This is a genomic window from Sphingomonas sp. LaA6.9, from assembly GCF_022601895.1.
In the GTDB taxonomy this organism is placed as follows: Bacteria; Pseudomonadota; Alphaproteobacteria; order Sphingomonadales; family Sphingomonadaceae; genus Sphingobium_A.
The window spans coordinates 1-16,124 of the sequence record NZ_JAKVIO010000016.1; the positions used below are offsets into that span (position 1 = coordinate 1).

General features: G+C 63.8%; 12 protein-coding genes. 9 read left to right on the forward strand and 3 right to left on the reverse strand.

Annotated elements, in window-relative coordinates; all coding sequences use genetic code 11:
* Positions 1-78 precede the first annotated feature (78 nt).
* Both MKI88_RS09980 and rhtA read right to left on the reverse strand, forming a co-directional pair.
* Positions 79-399, reverse strand: a complete 321-nt coding sequence (locus MKI88_RS09980) for a multidrug efflux SMR transporter (protein WP_241631204.1) — start codon at positions 397-399, stop codon at positions 79-81.
* Positions 400-499: 100 nt separating this feature from the next.
* Positions 500-1,384: a threonine/homoserine exporter RhtA gene (gene rhtA, locus MKI88_RS09985; protein ID WP_241631205.1), complete on the reverse strand. Its 885-nt coding sequence runs from the start codon at positions 1,382-1,384 to the stop codon at positions 500-502.
* Between the two features lie 56 nt (positions 1,385-1,440).
* Here rhtA and MKI88_RS09990 point away from each other — a divergent pair, with 56 nt between their 5' ends.
* The 4 genes from MKI88_RS09990 to MKI88_RS10005 all read left to right on the forward strand — a co-directional run bounded on the left by MKI88_RS09990 (position 1,441) and on the right by MKI88_RS10005 (position 5,468).
* Positions 1,441-1,998: a helix-turn-helix domain-containing protein gene (locus MKI88_RS09990; RefSeq protein ID WP_241631206.1), complete on the forward strand. Its 558-nt coding sequence runs from the start codon at positions 1,441-1,443 to the stop codon at positions 1,996-1,998.
* A gap of 43 nt (positions 1,999-2,041) precedes the next feature.
* Positions 2,042-4,318: an ATP-dependent helicase gene (locus tag MKI88_RS09995; RefSeq protein WP_241631207.1), complete on the forward strand. Its 2,277-nt coding sequence runs from the start codon at positions 2,042-2,044 to the stop codon at positions 4,316-4,318.
* 117 nt (positions 4,319-4,435) lie between these two features.
* Complete coding sequence (locus MKI88_RS10000; RefSeq protein ID WP_241631208.1) at positions 4,436-5,089, forward strand: L,D-transpeptidase family protein; 654 nt, start codon at positions 4,436-4,438, stop codon at positions 5,087-5,089.
* A 67-nt stretch (positions 5,090-5,156) separates the two neighbouring features.
* Positions 5,157-5,468, forward strand: a complete 312-nt coding sequence (locus MKI88_RS10005) for a hypothetical protein (protein ID WP_241631209.1) — start codon at positions 5,157-5,159, stop codon at positions 5,466-5,468.
* A 4-nt stretch (positions 5,469-5,472) separates the two neighbouring features.
* On the opposite strand, the gene MKI88_RS10010 is transcribed toward MKI88_RS10005, so the two are convergent.
* Positions 5,473-7,206, reverse strand: a complete 1,734-nt coding sequence (locus MKI88_RS10010; RefSeq protein ID WP_241631210.1) for a DUF885 domain-containing protein — start codon at positions 7,204-7,206, stop codon at positions 5,473-5,475.
* Positions 7,207-7,367: 161 nt separating this feature from the next.
* On the opposite strand from MKI88_RS10010, the gene MKI88_RS10015 reads away from it, so the two are divergent.
* The 5 genes from MKI88_RS10015 to MKI88_RS10035 all read left to right on the forward strand — a co-directional run bounded on the left by MKI88_RS10015 (position 7,368) and on the right by MKI88_RS10035 (position 16,059).
* The gene (locus MKI88_RS10015) at positions 7,368-8,651 is read left to right on the forward strand and encodes an MFS transporter (protein WP_241631211.1); all 1,284 of its coding nucleotides are present in this window, start codon (positions 7,368-7,370) and stop codon (positions 8,649-8,651) included.
* Positions 8,648-9,568: a cysteine synthase A gene (gene cysK, locus MKI88_RS10020; protein WP_241631212.1), complete on the forward strand. Its 921-nt coding sequence runs from the start codon at positions 8,648-8,650 to the stop codon at positions 9,566-9,568. Before MKI88_RS10015 ends, cysK begins: the two co-directional genes overlap by 4 nt.
* 22 nt (positions 9,569-9,590) lie before the next feature.
* Positions 9,591-10,940, forward strand: a complete 1,350-nt coding sequence (locus tag MKI88_RS10025; protein ID WP_241631213.1) for a cell wall hydrolase — start codon at positions 9,591-9,593, stop codon at positions 10,938-10,940.
* Positions 10,941-11,654: 714 nt separating this feature from the next.
* Positions 11,655-14,120: a TonB-dependent receptor domain-containing protein gene (locus MKI88_RS10030; protein ID WP_348636253.1), complete on the forward strand. Its 2,466-nt coding sequence runs from the start codon at positions 11,655-11,657 to the stop codon at positions 14,118-14,120.
* A gap of 160 nt (positions 14,121-14,280) precedes the next feature.
* Positions 14,281-16,059 (forward strand): methyl-accepting chemotaxis protein, encoded by a 1,779-nt coding sequence (locus tag MKI88_RS10035; protein WP_241631214.1) that lies wholly within the window; start codon positions 14,281-14,283, stop codon positions 16,057-16,059.
* Positions 16,060-16,124 lie beyond the last annotated feature (65 nt).

Genomic DNA, 16,124 nt, shown 5'->3' on the forward strand with positions numbered 1-16,124 from the left:
TCAGACCTGAAGTGTCGCAACCTCAGTCTGATCCGGTCACGCCGGATGAACAACCTCCTGAAAGCTCACATCTAGGCGTCATCCCTGCGCGAAAACCTTGGTCCCGACAACGCCCAGCACGATCATCGCCATGAAACCGACCTGCACCGCCGACACGCGCTCGCCGAACAGGATGATACCGCCGATGATGACGCCGACCGCGCCAAGCCCCGTCCAGACGGCATAGGCGGTTCCCGCGGAAATCCCCTTCATCGCGAGTGAAAGCAGCCACATGTTGAGGAAGGACAGGCCGATGGGCACCGCTGCTGCGGCGAGCGTCTGCTGAACCTGCGCCCATTTGAGGCTGAGCGCCCAGATGATTTCGGTGACGACGGCAACTGCAAGGATGATCCAAGCCATGGAACGAGACTCCTGAATGCGGGCTCGTTCGATGCGGACGCTACCGGAAACCCGAAAGAGGCGGCGTCGCGGAGCGATCTAGGAATGGCTCAAGCGCCTGTCAATCGAGCAGCGGCTCCGCGGGCCGTGGTGCGATGGTCAGTGCCGCGCCGAACGAGGCGGCGACGACCGCACCGATCGCGCCCCATTGCAGCACCGTAAGTCGCTCGCCGAGAAGGATCAGGCCGGACAATGCACCGATCGCGGGCTCGATACTCATCATTGTCCCGAACACGCGCGAGGGCAGTTGCGTCAGCGCCTTCATCTCGAGCGTATAGGGCAGCGCGGTGGACAGCACCGCCACCCCGATCGCCATCGGGATCACCCCCATGTTGAGCAGCGCCGCGCCCGCATCGGCGATGCCGATCGGGACGACCAGTGTGGCCGCGACCATCGATCCCCATGCGACCGATCGGGTGCCATGGTCGCCTCCCGCCTTCTGGCCGAAGACTATATAGAGCGCCCAGCAGCCGCCGGCGGCGAGCGCAAAACCGGCACCCACGGGGTCGATGCTCGTGGCGCCCACCCCCACGGGCAGCAGAAGCAGCAGTCCCGCTATTGCAAGGCCAACCCAGAGAAAATCGAGCGGACGCCGCGATCCGAGCATCGCGACAGCGAGCGGCCCGGTGAATTCGAGCGCAACCGCGATGCCCAAGGGGAGCCTTTGCAGCGCCATGTAATAAAGCAGGTTCATCCCACCGAGCGCGGCGCCATAGAGCAAAATCGGCCGCCAGCCGCCCTTTTCGGGCATCGTGCGCCATGGGCGCATCACGATCATCAGGATCAGCGCGGCAAAGAACAACCTGAGCGCGGTCGCGCCCGGTGCACCGACGATCGGGAACATGCTCTTCGCGATCGTCGCCCCCGTCTGGATCGAGATCATCGCGACAATCACGAGGATCACGGGCCAGATCACGCTCTGCCTGAGCGCGGCGGCGCGGTTCATGGCTTGTTCCGGAAGCAAATGTGCAGCATAGTGCACTCAGCCATATGAGCACTATATTGCACAGTCAAGACCGTCCGAAGGTTCTCGAGCATGTCGCGGGCAATGTCCGCGCGCTGCGCCAGAAAATTGGACTGAGTCAGGAAGCGCTGGCGATCGCATCCGGGGTCAGCCGGCGCATGATCATCAATATCGAGACAGGCGACGCCAATGTCAGCCTCGCGACGCTCGACCGGCTGGCCGAGGCAATGGGCGTCCGCTTTTCGGACATCGTCCTTGCCCCGCAGGCGGCCGACCCGACGCGCATCGAAGCGGTCGCATGGGCGGGCCAAAAACCCGAAAGCCAGGGAATGCTGCTCTCGAGCTTTCCCGCGCATACCGAGGTTGAGGTTTGGCGCTGGTCGCTCGGTCCCGGCGAAACCTATTACCCGACAGTCCACGACGCGGCGTGGACCGAAACCGTCTATGTGCTCGAAGGGACGCTCAAAATCCTGTGGGACGATGCCGAGCGCCTTGTTACTGCGGGCGATTTCCACGCCTATAACTGCGAACGTCTGCGCCGCTACGTGAATGAGGGCGACGGCGTACTGAGGATGATCCGTACGCTCGCCCACTGAAGCGCCATTGCCCTTGGCGCACATGTTCCCTAACTGTTCGCCAATGAGTCTGCCCGCATCCCCCGCTCCGGAGCCACCCTATCTACAGGGGCTCAACGCGCCCCAACGCGAGGCGGTACTGACAACCGAGGGGCCTGTGCTGGTGCTTGCGGGTGCTGGCACGGGCAAGACCGCGGCGCTGACCGCACGGCTTGCGCACCTCATCTACACCCGCAAGGCCTGGCCGTCGGAGATACTCGCGGTCACCTTCACCAACAAGGCGGCTCGCGAGATGAAGGAGCGCGTCGGCCGGCTCGTCGGCGAAGCTGTCGAAGGCATGCCGTGGCTCGGCACCTTCCACGCGATCGGCGCGAAGATGCTGCGCCGCCATGCCGAACTCGTCGGTCTCCAGAGCAATTTCACGATTCTCGACACCGACGATCAGCTCCGTCTGATGAAACAGCTCATCCAGGCCGCGGACCTCGACGAGAAGCGCTGGCCCGCGCGCCAGCTCGGGGGCTTCATCGACAACTGGAAGAACAAGGGGCTGACACCTGCCGATCTGGACGCGGGCGAGAGCGAGCTGTTCGCGAACGGCCGCGGCAAGGAACTGTACGCCGCGTATCAGGATCGTCTGCGCACGCTCAACGCCTGCGACTTTGGCGATCTGCTGCTCCACGTGCTTACCATCCTGAAGCGCGATCGTGATGTGCTCGAACAGTATCAGCAGCGCTTCAAATATATCCTCGTCGACGAATATCAGGACACCAACTCGGTCCAGTATCTCTGGCTGCGCCTGCTCGCGCAGCGTCACAGGAACATCTGTTGCGTTGGCGACGACGACCAGTCGATCTACTCCTGGCGCGGCGCGCAGGTTGAGAATATCCTGAAGTTTGAGAGGGACTTCCCAGGCGCTGCTATCATCCGGCTGGAACAGAATTACCGCTCCACGCCCCATATTCTCGCCGCCGCCTCGGGCGTTATCGCCAATAATGGCGGGCGGCTTGGCAAGGAGCTGTGGACCGAAAGCGATGCAGGCGAAAAGGTCCAGGTGCTCGGCGTCTGGGACGGCCCCGAGGAGGCACGCCGCGTCGGCGACGAGATCGAGGCGCACCAGCGCCGCGGCGGATCACTCAACGACACCGCGATCCTCGTTCGCGCACAGCACCAGACGCGCGAGTTCGAGGACCGCTTCATCGCGATCGGCCTGCCCTATCGCATCATCGGCGGCTTCCGTTTCTACGAGCGGCAGGAAATCCGCGACGCGCTCGCCTATCTGCGACTGATCTTCCAGCCTGCTGACGACCTCGCTTTCGAACGCATCGTCAACGTCCCCAAGCGCGGCCTGGGCGACAAGGCCATCGCCAAGATCCACCAGCTCGCGCGCATCGAGCAGATTCCTCTCGCACTCGCCGGTGCGCGCATTCTCGACAGCGACGAGCTGACCCCGCAGGCGCGCCGCGCGCTTGGCGGCTTTATCGGCGATATCGCGCGCTGGCGCGACATGGCGAACGACCTGCCGCACGCAGAGCTCGCCCGGCAGGTGCTCGATGAATCGGGTTACACCGCAATGTGGCAGGCGGAGAAATCGACCGACGCGGCGGGCCGGCTCGAGAACCTGGGCGAACTCGTCCGCGCCATGGAGGAATATGAGACGCTCGGCGCCTTCCTCGAGCATGTCAGCCTCGTCATGGACAATGACGCCGCGGTCGATGACGCCAAGGTCACGATCATGACGATCCACGCCGCCAAGGGTCTCGAGTTCGACACCGTCTTCCTCGCGGGCTGGGAAGAAGGCATCTTCCCCTCGCAGCGCTCATTGGATGAGGGCGGACTCAAGAGCCTCGAGGAGGAGCGCCGCCTCGCCTATGTCGCGATCACGCGCGCGCGGTGCAAATGCATCATCCTGCACGCCGCCAACCGGCGCATCTACGGGCAGTGGACCAGTTCGATCCCCTCGCGCTTCGTCGCGGAGCTTCCCGACGAGCATATCGAAAGCGAAAGCAGCATGGCAGGCGGCGAAAGCCTGTGGCGCGCCAACTGGTCCGAACGCGCCGACCCCTTCCACACCGTCGGGCGCGGCACCGGTCGCGGCCCGGGCTGGCAGCGTGCCGCAACCGCGGGCAGCTACTCGACCACGCCGCAACGTGTGATGGAAGCGCGCGCCAGCGCGGTCAGCCTCGGCAACAAGGGGCGCAGCGACCTGTCGATTGGGTTGCGCGTCTTCCACCAGAAGTTCGGCTATGGCGAGATCGCCGAAATCGAGGGCAACAAGCTCGAGATCGATTTCGAGCAATCAGGGCGCAAGCGCGTGATGGACAGCTTCGTCTCGATCGCCTGATCCGGCCCGTTAAGATTTACCATAGCGATCGTCCCGCCACGGTACGCCCCAAATCGCCCACTGGCCCTGCCCCGCGCTTCTGGTAAAGAAAGCGTAAATCTATCAAGGGGCTGGGCAATGGCGGACATCGGCGGGACAAAATGGAGGCGGACGGCTGGCAAGCTTTTGCTTGCCCTTGTCCCGCTCGCCGCTGCGGTCCTGGTCGGCGGCCTGTCGGCGCGGACGCTATCCACGCCCGCGGTATCGACAGCGCCTGCCGCCTCGGTAGCCGCGCCCCAGCCCGTCGCGGCGCTCGCCAAACGCGACCGCGCTTATCCGATCAAGGGTGTGCTCACGCTCGACGGCCCGCTCGATCACGGCGATTATGCGTGGAGCGACGAGGGCGTGCCGCAGGGCGAGATCCTGATCACGGTCGACCTAAAGGCGCAGACTCTCTCGGTCTTCCGCGCCGGCTACGAGATTGGCGTGGCGGTCATCCTCTACGGCGCCGACAACAAGCAAAGCCCGCTCGGCACCTTCGCGATCTCGCAGAAGGACGCGGACCATGTGTCCAATCTCTACGACGCGCCGATGCCCTATATGCTGCGCCTCACCAACGACGGCGTCGCGATCCATGGCAGCGATGTCGAATGGGGCAAGGCAACGCACGGGTGCATCGGCGTCCCCACCGAATTCGCAGCGTTGTTGTTCGCACAAGCGAAGCTCGGAGATCGCGTGATCATCACCGACGGCCAGATGATGCAACTCGGCGGCGCGGTGCCCGCCGCCTGACCTGCCCGGCGGGTGTTCCGGCGAATTACACTAGGCAAGCGATTGTTCGCACGCCATATCCGCGCCCATGCAAATTGTAGCCGCGTACGCACAGCTGAAGAACCAGGTCGGCACCTGGACCAATCTCAGCGATCCGATCCTGCATACCCATCTGGGCATGCTCGTGTTCGTTGCAGCCGCGGTGCTGCTTCGCAAGCCCTTCCGTTCGCCGATCCCGCTGCTCGCGGTCACGTTGATCGAAGCACTCAACGAATGCCTCGATCGAATCAATCATGGTTCGTGGCGCTGGCCCAATACGCTGAGCGACGTTGCCTTCACGCTGTTCTGGCCCGTCCTGATCTGCCTGCTCGCCCGCACGCGCAAGCTCAGGACGGCCTGAGAGCTCAGAATACCGCCTTTGCGTCGCCGCCGAGCATCGCCTTGCGGACCAGCGGGATCGGCGGACCGCCATAACCGAGGAACGCATCGTGGAATCCCTTCCACGCCTTGCGTCCGCCCTTGTCCGCTGCCCAGTCGTCGCGCAGCTTGCGGATCATCAGCTTGCCCATCGTATAGTTGAGATAGGCGGGATCATAGGTGCCGCGCGCCGCCTGCTGTCGCGAATTTCCTTCGTCCTGATAGCATTCGTTGCGGAACAGCTCGCGCGACTGTTCCTGCGTCATGCCCTTGGCATGGAGGCCGATCGCCGAGAGATAGCGGCAGTTGCGCAGCAACGCGTTGGAAAGCTGGCCGACATGCGTCTCCGCGTCGCCCTCGCCCAGCCCCGCATCCCACATCATCTCCTCGGCATAATGCGCCCAGCCCTCGGCAAAGGCGTAACCGACGAACACCTTGCCGAAGAGCGACTTTGCGCGGTTGGCGTGCAGGAAGTTGAGAAAATGCCCCGGCCAGACCTCGTGGATAGAGGTGAAGAGCAGATCACGCTCACCGGGGACATACGCATTCTGCACCTCCCTCGTCCACGTCGGGTCCGGCGGCGAGATGTAATAGACCGAAGGCAGCCCCTTCTCGTACGGCCCCGGGATGTCGATATACGCCGAATTCTGCCGGTTATAGGGGGGCGATTCCTCGACCTGCGCCTCTTCGGTGCCGGGGATCGAGACGAGATCCTTGTCGATCAGGAACTGCTTGAGGCTGGAAAGCTGCTTGCGTGCGCCCGCCACCGGCCCGCCCTCGGGCTTGTTCGCATTCATCTTCGCCATGCACGCCTGGATCGTCGTGCCGGGCGCGAACTTGCCGCACGCATCCTTGAGCGCAGCCTGATTGCGCCTCAGGTCTTCCCAGCCGACGCGCTCCAGTTCCGCGATCGGCGCATTCACGCCCTCGGTCTTCAGCACCATTCGCGCGAACCTGTCGGGGCCAAGCGCGAAATCCTGCGTCGCCGTGGCGCGCCCGCTTTCGATCCAGACCGCCAGATCCTTCATCGCCTTCGACGCAGCGCCCGCCGCCGCATCGAACTCCTTGTGCAGCGCCTCGTCCTTGACCTCGGCAAAGGCGGCCTTGGCGTCGCCGACATAATAGTCTGCCAGCCCCTGGAAACCCGCCTTGCCATAATCGATGAAGCTCAGCGGCATCGGCATCCTGAGGTTCGCGCGGATCTGTGCCGCAGCGGCCGGCACGCCCTTCGCGAAGACGATGAACGCCTTCATCCGCGTCGTCGCATCGGCATAGGGCCGCGCGATATAGACGTTGGGGTCAAGCCCGCCGATATAGAAATCGGGATTGGTGCGCGGCTGGTCGGCATCCTCCAGCCAGAACAATTCGCCCTCGGCGACCGAGATCAGATAGTCGCGCTCGAATGCCTGCTCCTTGCTCAGCTTCGCCGCATCGAAACCCTTGGCGTCAGAAATCGCCTTTTTCAGATAATCGGCCCGAGCCTTGAGCCCGGCATCGCTCCAGTCGGGCAACTTGCCGTCGAACTCATGACGCCCTTGATAGACAGCAAAGCTCGGGTTGAGCTTGAAATAGCCCTCCAGATAGTTGCCGACGAACTGCCCCCATTCGCTCTTGTCGACGGTCTCGGCTTGCGCGGCGGCATTTCCCTCAGGCGCCTTGGCACAGCCCGCCAGCGCGAGCGAGATTGCAGAAACCGCGATTGCAAGACCGGACAGCTTCACCAGCCAACTCCTTGAATGTTCGGGATTGCGATTCGAATGGCGCGGATGCTTGCATTGGCCGCAATCGGGAGCCACGCGCTTTTCGACGAACGACATGGCGTTTTCGGAAGCAAAGTTTTGCTGCGCTTGAACTGCAACGCATTGCAGGCATAGAGGGCCAGATGGAAAAGCCGCCGCATCCCTTCGCGTTCCGCGACTTCACCTGTTATTTTGCGGCGCGGCTCACCTCCACGCTCGCGCAGATGGCAATGGTCATCGTCATCGGCTGGCAGGTCTATGACATCGCGCGCACCGATCTGGGCATGACTCCCAAGGAAGCTGCATTCCAGCTTGGCCTGATCGGCCTCGCCCAGTTCGTGCCGCTGCTCGTGCTGACGCTGGTCGTCGGCTGGATAGCGGACCGCATCGACCGCCGCTGGATCGCGCGCGGCGCGGTCGCGCTGGAAGCAGGATGCGCGATCGCGCTGGGGCTGCTGACATGGACCGGAGAGATTTCACTACCCGCGCTCTTTGCGGTCGCGGCGCTGCTTGGCGTTGCGCGCGCGTTCGCCAGCCCCGCGCTGCAGGCGCTCGCGCCCAATCTCGTGCCCATAGCCGTCTTGCCCACCGCGATCGCGCTGAGTTCGATCGCATGGCAGACGGGATCGGTGCTGGGCCCTGCGGTGGGCGGCATCCTCTACGATATAGATGCCGTAATTTCCTATGCCTTCAGCGCGGCGCTGTTCGTCTTCGCCTTTCTGGCACTGATGCTCATACGCCCCGTGCCCCGCAGCGCGATCACCGGCCCCGCGCACCCCTGGGAGCAGATGAAGGACGGGATGCGCTATGTGCGCCAGAACCGCCTCGTCCTCGGCGCGATCTCGCTCGATCTGTTCGCGGTTCTGCTCGCCGGCGTCACCGCGGTCCTGCCCATTTATGCGCGCGACATCCTGCAGGTTGGCGCCGATGGCCTCGGCCAGCTCCGCGCGGCGCCCGCCGTTGGTGCGGTCGCTACCGCGGTCTGGTTTGCATGGCGCCCTTTGCGCGAAAATGTCGGGGTGAAGCTGCTCGTCGGCGTCGCGATCTTCGGCGCCGCGACCGCAGTGTTCGGCGTTTCGCGCAGCCTGCCGCTGTCGCTCGCCATGCTGGTCCTGCTGGGCGCCGCCGACATGCTCTCGGTCTATGTCCGCCAGTCGCTGATCCAGCTCTACACCCCCGACGCTATGCGCGGACGCGTCGGCGCGGTCTCCACATTATTCATTTCAGGTTCGAACGAACTCGGCGAGGCGCGCGCGGGTTTCCTCGCCGCGGTGATCGGTCCGACCGCAGCAGTTGCCGCCGGCGGAATCGGTGCCATATTGGTCGCGGGCCTCTGGGCGCGATGGTTCCCCGAACTGCGCGCCGCGCGGACCTTTGACCCGCCTCAAATGCCAGAAGACATCCCACTCAAGGAGAAAGCGACATGAAAGCCGGATCAATCCTCGAGACCATCGGCAATACGCCGCATGTCCGCGTGAGCCGCCTGTTCGATGGTGCCGAGGTCTGGATCAAATCCGAGCGCGCCAATCCGGGCGGGTCGATCAAGGATCGCATCGCGCTGTCGATGATAGAGGCGGCCGAAGCCTCGGGCGATCTCAAGCCCGGCGGTGTCATCATCGAGCCGACCTCGGGAAATACCGGCGTCGGCCTTGCCATGGTCGCCGCGGTCAAGGGCTACAAGCTCGTCCTCGTCATGCCCGAAAGCATGTCGCTCGAACGCCGCCGGCTGATGCTCGCCTATGGCGCGACCTTCGACCTGACCCCCAAGGAAAAGGGCATGAAGGGCGCGATCGAGCGCGCCACCGAGCTGATCGCGGAAACGCCCAATTCCTGGATGCCGCAACAGTTCGAAAACCCTGCGAACATCGACGTGCATGTGAAGACGACAGCGCAGGAAATTCTCGCCGATTTCAGGGACAGTCCGCTCGACGCCCTGATTACCGGCGTGGGCACTGGTGGCCACATCACGGGCTGCGCCGAGGTGCTGAAAAAGGCCTGGCCCAACCTCAAGGTCTTCGCGGTCGAGCCCACGCTCTCTCCCGTCATCTCGGGCGGGCAGCCTGGCCCCCACCCGATCCAAGGCATCGGCGCGGGCTTCATCCCCGCCAATCTCCATACCCAGGCGATCGACGGGGTCATCCAGGTCGATCCCGCTGAGGCCAAGGAAATGGCGCGTCGCGCTGCGCGCGAGGAAGGCATGCTCGTCGGCATCTCGTCGGGCGCGACCCTCGCAGCCATCGCGCAGAAGCTGAAGGAACTGCCTGAAGGCAGCCGCGTTCTTGGCTTCAACTACGACACCGGCGAGCGCTATCTCTCGGTGCCCGACTTCCTTCCGGAGAGCTGACACGAAACGCGCACAGACCGGCATGTCGCAGATTGCACCAGATGGTGAAGGCGACACGCCCGTCGACGCTCCCGCGAGCGGCGGACGCGAATGGCTGGGCAGCCTGCTCACCATCGCGCTCGTCTTGGGCGTAGTGGCTGCGGGATGGCTCGTATCGGGGACGCGGGGCGTGGAGCGTGCGTTGCCAACGACTGCGGCGGCGCCGATGCCTGCCGACGCGCCGCCCCCGCCGCCCGTCGAACCCGTGACATTACGCGCGTTGCCCCCCGAAGAGGCGGTCGCGATCAACGCCGCCGTGCCTTTTTCCACGCGACCCAACCCGGCAGCGCGCGCCTTTCGATATGCGGCCACTCCAGCCGAACTGGAGCGCGCGATCGACTGTCTGGCCGCTGCGGGCTATTATGAGGCGGGCGACGATGCGAAGGGCCAGCGCGCGGTGGCCCAGGTCGTGATCAACCGGCTTCGTCACCCCGCTTTTCCGAAATCAATATGCGGCGTTGTCTTCCAGGGATCGGAACGCGCCACCGGATGCCAGTTCACCTTCACCTGCGATGGCGCGATGGGACGCACGCCTTCGGCCGCGGCATGGGAACGCGCGCGTGCGGTTGCAAAGAGCGCGCTTTCGGGTTCGGTTTATCGCGCCGTCGGCTACGCCACGCATTACCACACCAATTGGGTCGTGCCCTATTGGAGCGCCAGCCTCGACAAGATCGCAGCGGTTGATACGCACCTGTTCTTCCGGTGGACAGGCTGGTGGGGCACACCCGGCGCGTTTCGCGGCCAGCCTGCTGGCGGAGAGCCCGCGATCGGCCAGCTTGCCCTCCTTTCGCCTGCGCATGGCAGCGCTACGCCGACACAGCTTGCCGATGCGGCGCTGGGTGTAGGCCTGGTCGCCGCAAGCCTTGAGCGCGAGACCGCATTTCTGGCGCGTTTCGATCCCGCTGTCGTCGCCAAAGCCAGCAAACTTGTCGCTCGCGACGGGGACATCTTCATCGTGCTGCTTGACCGCCAGTCTCCGCCCGACAGTTTCGCCGCCGTCGCATTGTCGCTGTGCGGCAGTCGCGAATATTGCAAGGTCATGGGCTGGACCCAGGCCGCGATGACCCCCGGGCGCTTCCCCGTCCCGGAATCGCTGCTGCGCGGCATGTCGTTCAGCTATTTGCGCAACCGCGCAGACAGCTTCGCCAAGCCACTCTGGAATTGCGCGGAGTTCAAGCGCGCGGACAGCGGCGAGTGCATGAAGGCACGCGCCCAGTCCGTCGCGCCGCCATCGGTCGCGGCCGTGAAGGAAGATGCGTCGGTTTCGTCCGCTTCAAGCATAGTGGCGCCCCCCGCCCCGATGGAAGACAAGACCGAGCCTGCGGCGCGCTAGTCATCTGAAACTGAGTTCATGGCATTGCACGCTGCTGACCTGTTCGAGCCAGATGCAGCGATAGCGAACGCGACGGGCAGACCAACCGCATCTCTGATGCCGGGCTCGGAAGCTCGACCGTCCGGAACGGCAAGCGCGTGGGCATCTCGTGGCGCGGCCCATGTCCGGGCGGTGCCGGATCATCTTGCGATGCGCGGACGAGAGCACTTCTCCAGAACGTGACGAAGACGTCAAAAGCCTCGCAAAATTAGAGCCTTCAGCGGTGCCTAGCCTACGACGCACGGCGTCGAACGCGCAATGCGCATCGCATCAGAAATCCGATTGATGGGCTTCGAACAGACATGCCGCCGCGCGTGAACACGCCGCGAGCAGGCCAGTCGGCCAGGAGCAACGCCGCATCGCCACAGCGATGTAAGGCATGACAAAGCGCAGGCCCATAATTCACTCAACTATAATTCCGTTGAACGGCCTCGATAAATTCGATCCAGACAAAACAAACTTTAAATAGAACTCAGAACCACGCGGATATCATAGCGCTATTTTCACAAATAGACAAAGTAAAATAAAAACAGTCACAACAATACATCTTCAAAGCTATAAAATTTTGATGAAATATCAAATATAATTAGCCAAATGTGGGAAATTCAAATGAAACTCAGCATTCTTTTATTTACCGTCGCTCCTTTTGCGTTGCTGTCTCCCGCGATGGCCCAAATGTCGTCGGCGCCGCAGTCGCAGCCCGAAGACACATCGGCAACCGACGCGGATGCGGAGGCGCGCGCCGCAAACGCATCCAGGACGGAGGTTTTCACGACGGGCGTCGCCAAGGGTCGCGATCGTCTCGACAGCGCCACATCCACCAGTTCGCTGCGCGGTAGCGATATCCAGAAGATCGGCGCGCGCTCGGTTGCCGAGGTTCTGCGCAACATCCCCGGCATTCGGGTCGAGGCCTCGGGCGGCGACGTCAACAACAGCTTCACGATCCGCGGCCTGCCGCTCGCCTCGTCCGGATCCAAATATCTGCAGCTCCAGGAAGACGGCCTTCCGGTGCTCGAATATGGCGATCTGTTCGTCGGCGCCGACGTGTTTCTTCGTCCGGACTTCAATCTCAACGCGGTGGAAACGATCCGCGGGGGTTCTGCATCGACCTTCGCGTCCAATTCGCCGGGCGGCGTGATCAACTTCATCTCGCGGACCGGCGATGCCGAAGGCGGCGCTGTCCAGGTGAGCGCGGGTCTCGACTTCGACGAGAAGCGCCTCGACTTCGACTATGGCACCAGGATCAGCGATACGCTGCGCTTCCATGTCGGCGGCTTCTATCGAGCGGGAGAAGGTCCGCGCGAGACGGGCTATACGGCCTACAGGGGCGGCCAGCTGAAGCTCAACGTAACCAAGGATTTCGAAGGCGGCTATATCCGCCTGTCGGGCAAGTATCTCGACGACCGCACGCCGACCTATCTGTCGGTCCCCATGAGCGTCAGCGGCACCAATTCGGATCCGGAATACAAGTACATCGCGAATTTCGACGCCAATAGTGGCTCGCTGCTGTCGCCGCATGTCGCGAACATCGTGACGCTCGACGGCAACAACAATCTGGCGCGCAAGGATCTGCGCGACGGCGTTCATACGATCGCCAAGGCTATCGGGCTCGAGAGCCAGTTCGAAGTGGCCGGATGGACGATCACCGAGAAATTCCGCTACGCCGACCTCTCCGGGCAGATGACGCAGTTCCAGTATGGCCTCACATTGCCTGGCGCCACGCTTGCTGCCATGTTTGGCGGCCCCGGCGCGACGCTGAGCTACGCCACCGGCCCCAATGCGGGCCAGGCGATCGCCGATCCGGCGTCGCTCAACGGCAACGGCCTGCTCTCGCTGGCGGTGCTTCGCGACATGGAGCTGAACTCGCTCGACGTCATGACCAATGACATCCGCGCCACGCGCCAGTGGACCGTCGGTGATGGCGTGCTCACGACCACGGCCGGCTTCTACAAGTCGTCCCAGACCGTCGACGCCGACTGGCTCTTCATCTCGGGCATTTCGGACGTTCGCGGCGACGGCCAGGGCGCGCTCGTCGACATCACGCGTGCCGGCGGCATTCCGATGACCCAGAACGGAATCATCGCCTATAGCGGCCAGCCGGGCAGCGCCGCCTTCCGCCGCAAGTATGACGTCGAATTCGATGTCATGGCGCCCTATGGCTCGCTCAACTTCATGATCGGCAAGTTCGCGATCGGCGGCAGCATCCGCTACGACATCGGCAAGGCCGAGGGCTCGCTCTTCGGCGCCGATCTCGGCGGCGGTCGCGTCGGCCTGATGGCCTACGACATCAACGGCGACGGGGTGATCTCGCTGCCCGAGCGGAACACGGCGTTCATCCCGCTTGACCGCCCGGCCCCGGTCAATTTCGACTATGAGTATCTGAGCTATTCGGCCGGTATCAACTACCGCGTCGCCGAACCGCTCGCGGTCTTCGCGCGCTACAGCCGCGGTGGCCGCGGTGCCGCCGACCGCGTCCTGTTCACGCCGATCGTCAGCCCGGTCACCGGCGAACTCGCGGACGAGCGCGCCGGCCACGATACCGTCAAGCAGGCCGAGGCGGGCGTCAAATATCGCAAGAACAACCTCACGCTCAACCTGACCGGCTTCTGGGCCAAGACGCAGGAGATCAACCAGCAGACGGTTGTTCAGCCCGATGGAACTCTCGTTCCGCAGATCATCGTCCGCGGGTACAAGGCGATGGGCGCCGAGTTCGAGGGCAGCGTCCGCCACGGCCCGTTCAGCATTACGGCAGGAGCGACCTACACCGACGCGGAGATCGCGAGCGACACCCTGAATCCCGCGATCGAGGGCAACACCCCCCGCCACCAGCCAAAGCTGATCTTCCAGGCGACGCCGCAGTTCGAGAACGACATGTTCACCGTCGGTGCGAACTTCGTCGGCACGACGAGCAGCTTTGCGCAGGACAGCAATCAGCTCAAGATGCCCGGCTTCACCGTGGTCAACGCCTTCCTGCAATTCCGTCCGACCGAGCGGATCCAGTTGTCTCTCAACGCGAACAACCTCTTCGACGTGACAGGCCTCACCGACGTGGCGCAGGCGGCGATCCCCGCCAGCGGCATCGTCTCGGTCCGTGCCATCAATGGCCGTACCATCTCGACGTCGCTGCGCTTCGATTTCTGAGTTGGACCGGACAGCCGGCCACATGAGTGCGTCGGCTGTCCGGATCGGTTCGTCGAACTGCCAATCTAGGATGGTGAAGACAGTGAAGATGCTTGATTCAATGAAGATTCCGAGGAAGCTCGGATGGTCTTTCCTCATGATCTGCGTTTCGGCGGCAATCATGATGATCGTGTTCTTTGTGAACATCACGATGATCAGGACCTCGACCGATCACAACAATCTCAGCCAGTCGATCCACGCCAAGGCGCTGGCCCTGGAAACCGGACTTCTCCGGCAGAACAGCCAGCTTCGCGGCTTTCTGGTTACCGGTGACGCCTCCTATCTCAAATCCTACGACGAAGGCCGCGACGAATATGATCGCATCTCGACCGAGCTCGAACAGCAACTGGACGATCCCGCGCAACGTGCAGCCGTGCAGAAATCGCGCGACGAAACGCTCGCCTGGCGCAGCAAGTGGGGCGACAGGCTGATCGCGCGCGTCAAGGCCGGCGACCGCGACGCCGCGCAGCAGGAAGTGCGTGCTGCGGGCAAGGCCGTGCTGGTCAGCGATGCCGTCCTTCCGCTCCGCGACATCCGCGATGCGGAGGTCGCGCTCATCGAAAAGAATTCGCAGCGTCAGGAAACCGCGATCCGCTCGGCGACGACTGCATTGATCCTCGGCGGGATCGCGCTGATCGGCATTGCCATCACGCTCGCCGTGATGCTGAGCCGGATGATCGCGGGACCAATCGGCCAGCTCACACGTGTGATGGCCGAGCTTGCCGCGGGCAAGAACGACATCGCGATACCGGACACGGCTCGTGGTGACGAACTGGGTGACATGGCACGCGCGGTCCTCATCTTCCGCGACGCAGCGGTCGCCAAGCAGGCTGCTGACGAAGCGAGCGCGAAGGCGGAAGCCGACCAGAAGATGGTGGTGGAGACGGTCTCGACGCATCTGACCGAGCTTGCCGGCGGCAACCTCACCGCCGAGATCACCAGAGACTTCCCGGGCGACTATGCGGCAGTAAAAACCAACTTCAACGCTGCTCTGGACGCGCTGCGCGGTCTTATCGCGTCGGTCATGCAGGCGACCGGTTCGATCCGCACCGGCTCGAGCGAGATCGCCCGCGCTTCGGAGGATCTTGCGCGCCGGACCGAGAGCAATGCCGCCAGCCTCGAGGAGACGGCAGCGTCGATCACGCAGATGGATGGCCGACTGAAGGCCGGCGCAACCGCCGCATCGCGCACCGTCGAACGCGCCGATCAGGCGATCGCGACCGTCGGCGGTGGTCGTGCGGTCGCCGAGGAGGCTGTCCAGGCGATGGGACGTGTCTCGGAAAGCGCCAAGGGTATAGACAGCGTCATCGAGGGTCTCGACAAGATTGCCTTCCAGACCCGCGTGCTTGCGATGAATGCTGCAGTGGAAGCGGGCCGCGCCGGCGATGCCGGCCGAGGCTTCGCGGTGGTCGCCGACCTTGTCTCTGCGCTCGCGATGCGCGCCGAGGAAGAGGCCAAACGCGCCCGCGATCAGCTCTCCGTTACCCAGTCCGACATCGGCACGGCCGTCGACGCGGTGCACAAGGTGGACGGCGCGCTTGCCGACATCTCCAACGATGTTGGCCAGGTGCATGAACTGCTCGCGACAATGGCCGCCGACAATCTGGCGCAGTCGGCCGCGATCACGCAGGTTTCGGCCGCCATCGGCACGATGGATCAGGCGACGCAGCAGAACGCCGCAATGGTCGAGCAAACCTCGGCCGCCGCGCGCAACCTTGCCGAGGAAGTTTCGGTCCTGTCCGAACAGGCGGGTGAATTCAACGTCGGCGAGGTTTCGAAGACCAGCCTGCGGGGCGTGGCGACACGCTTCACCGACACTCCCAGACCGCTGCCCGCGGCCGCCATATCTGCGCTGCAACGCCCGCGTGGCGATGTCGATGGCGGCTGGCAAGCGTTCTAGGCAATGGCTCCGGTCGGCTCCGGGGCGGGTGATGTTCCGACGGTGGGCCGCCCCGGATAGCACCG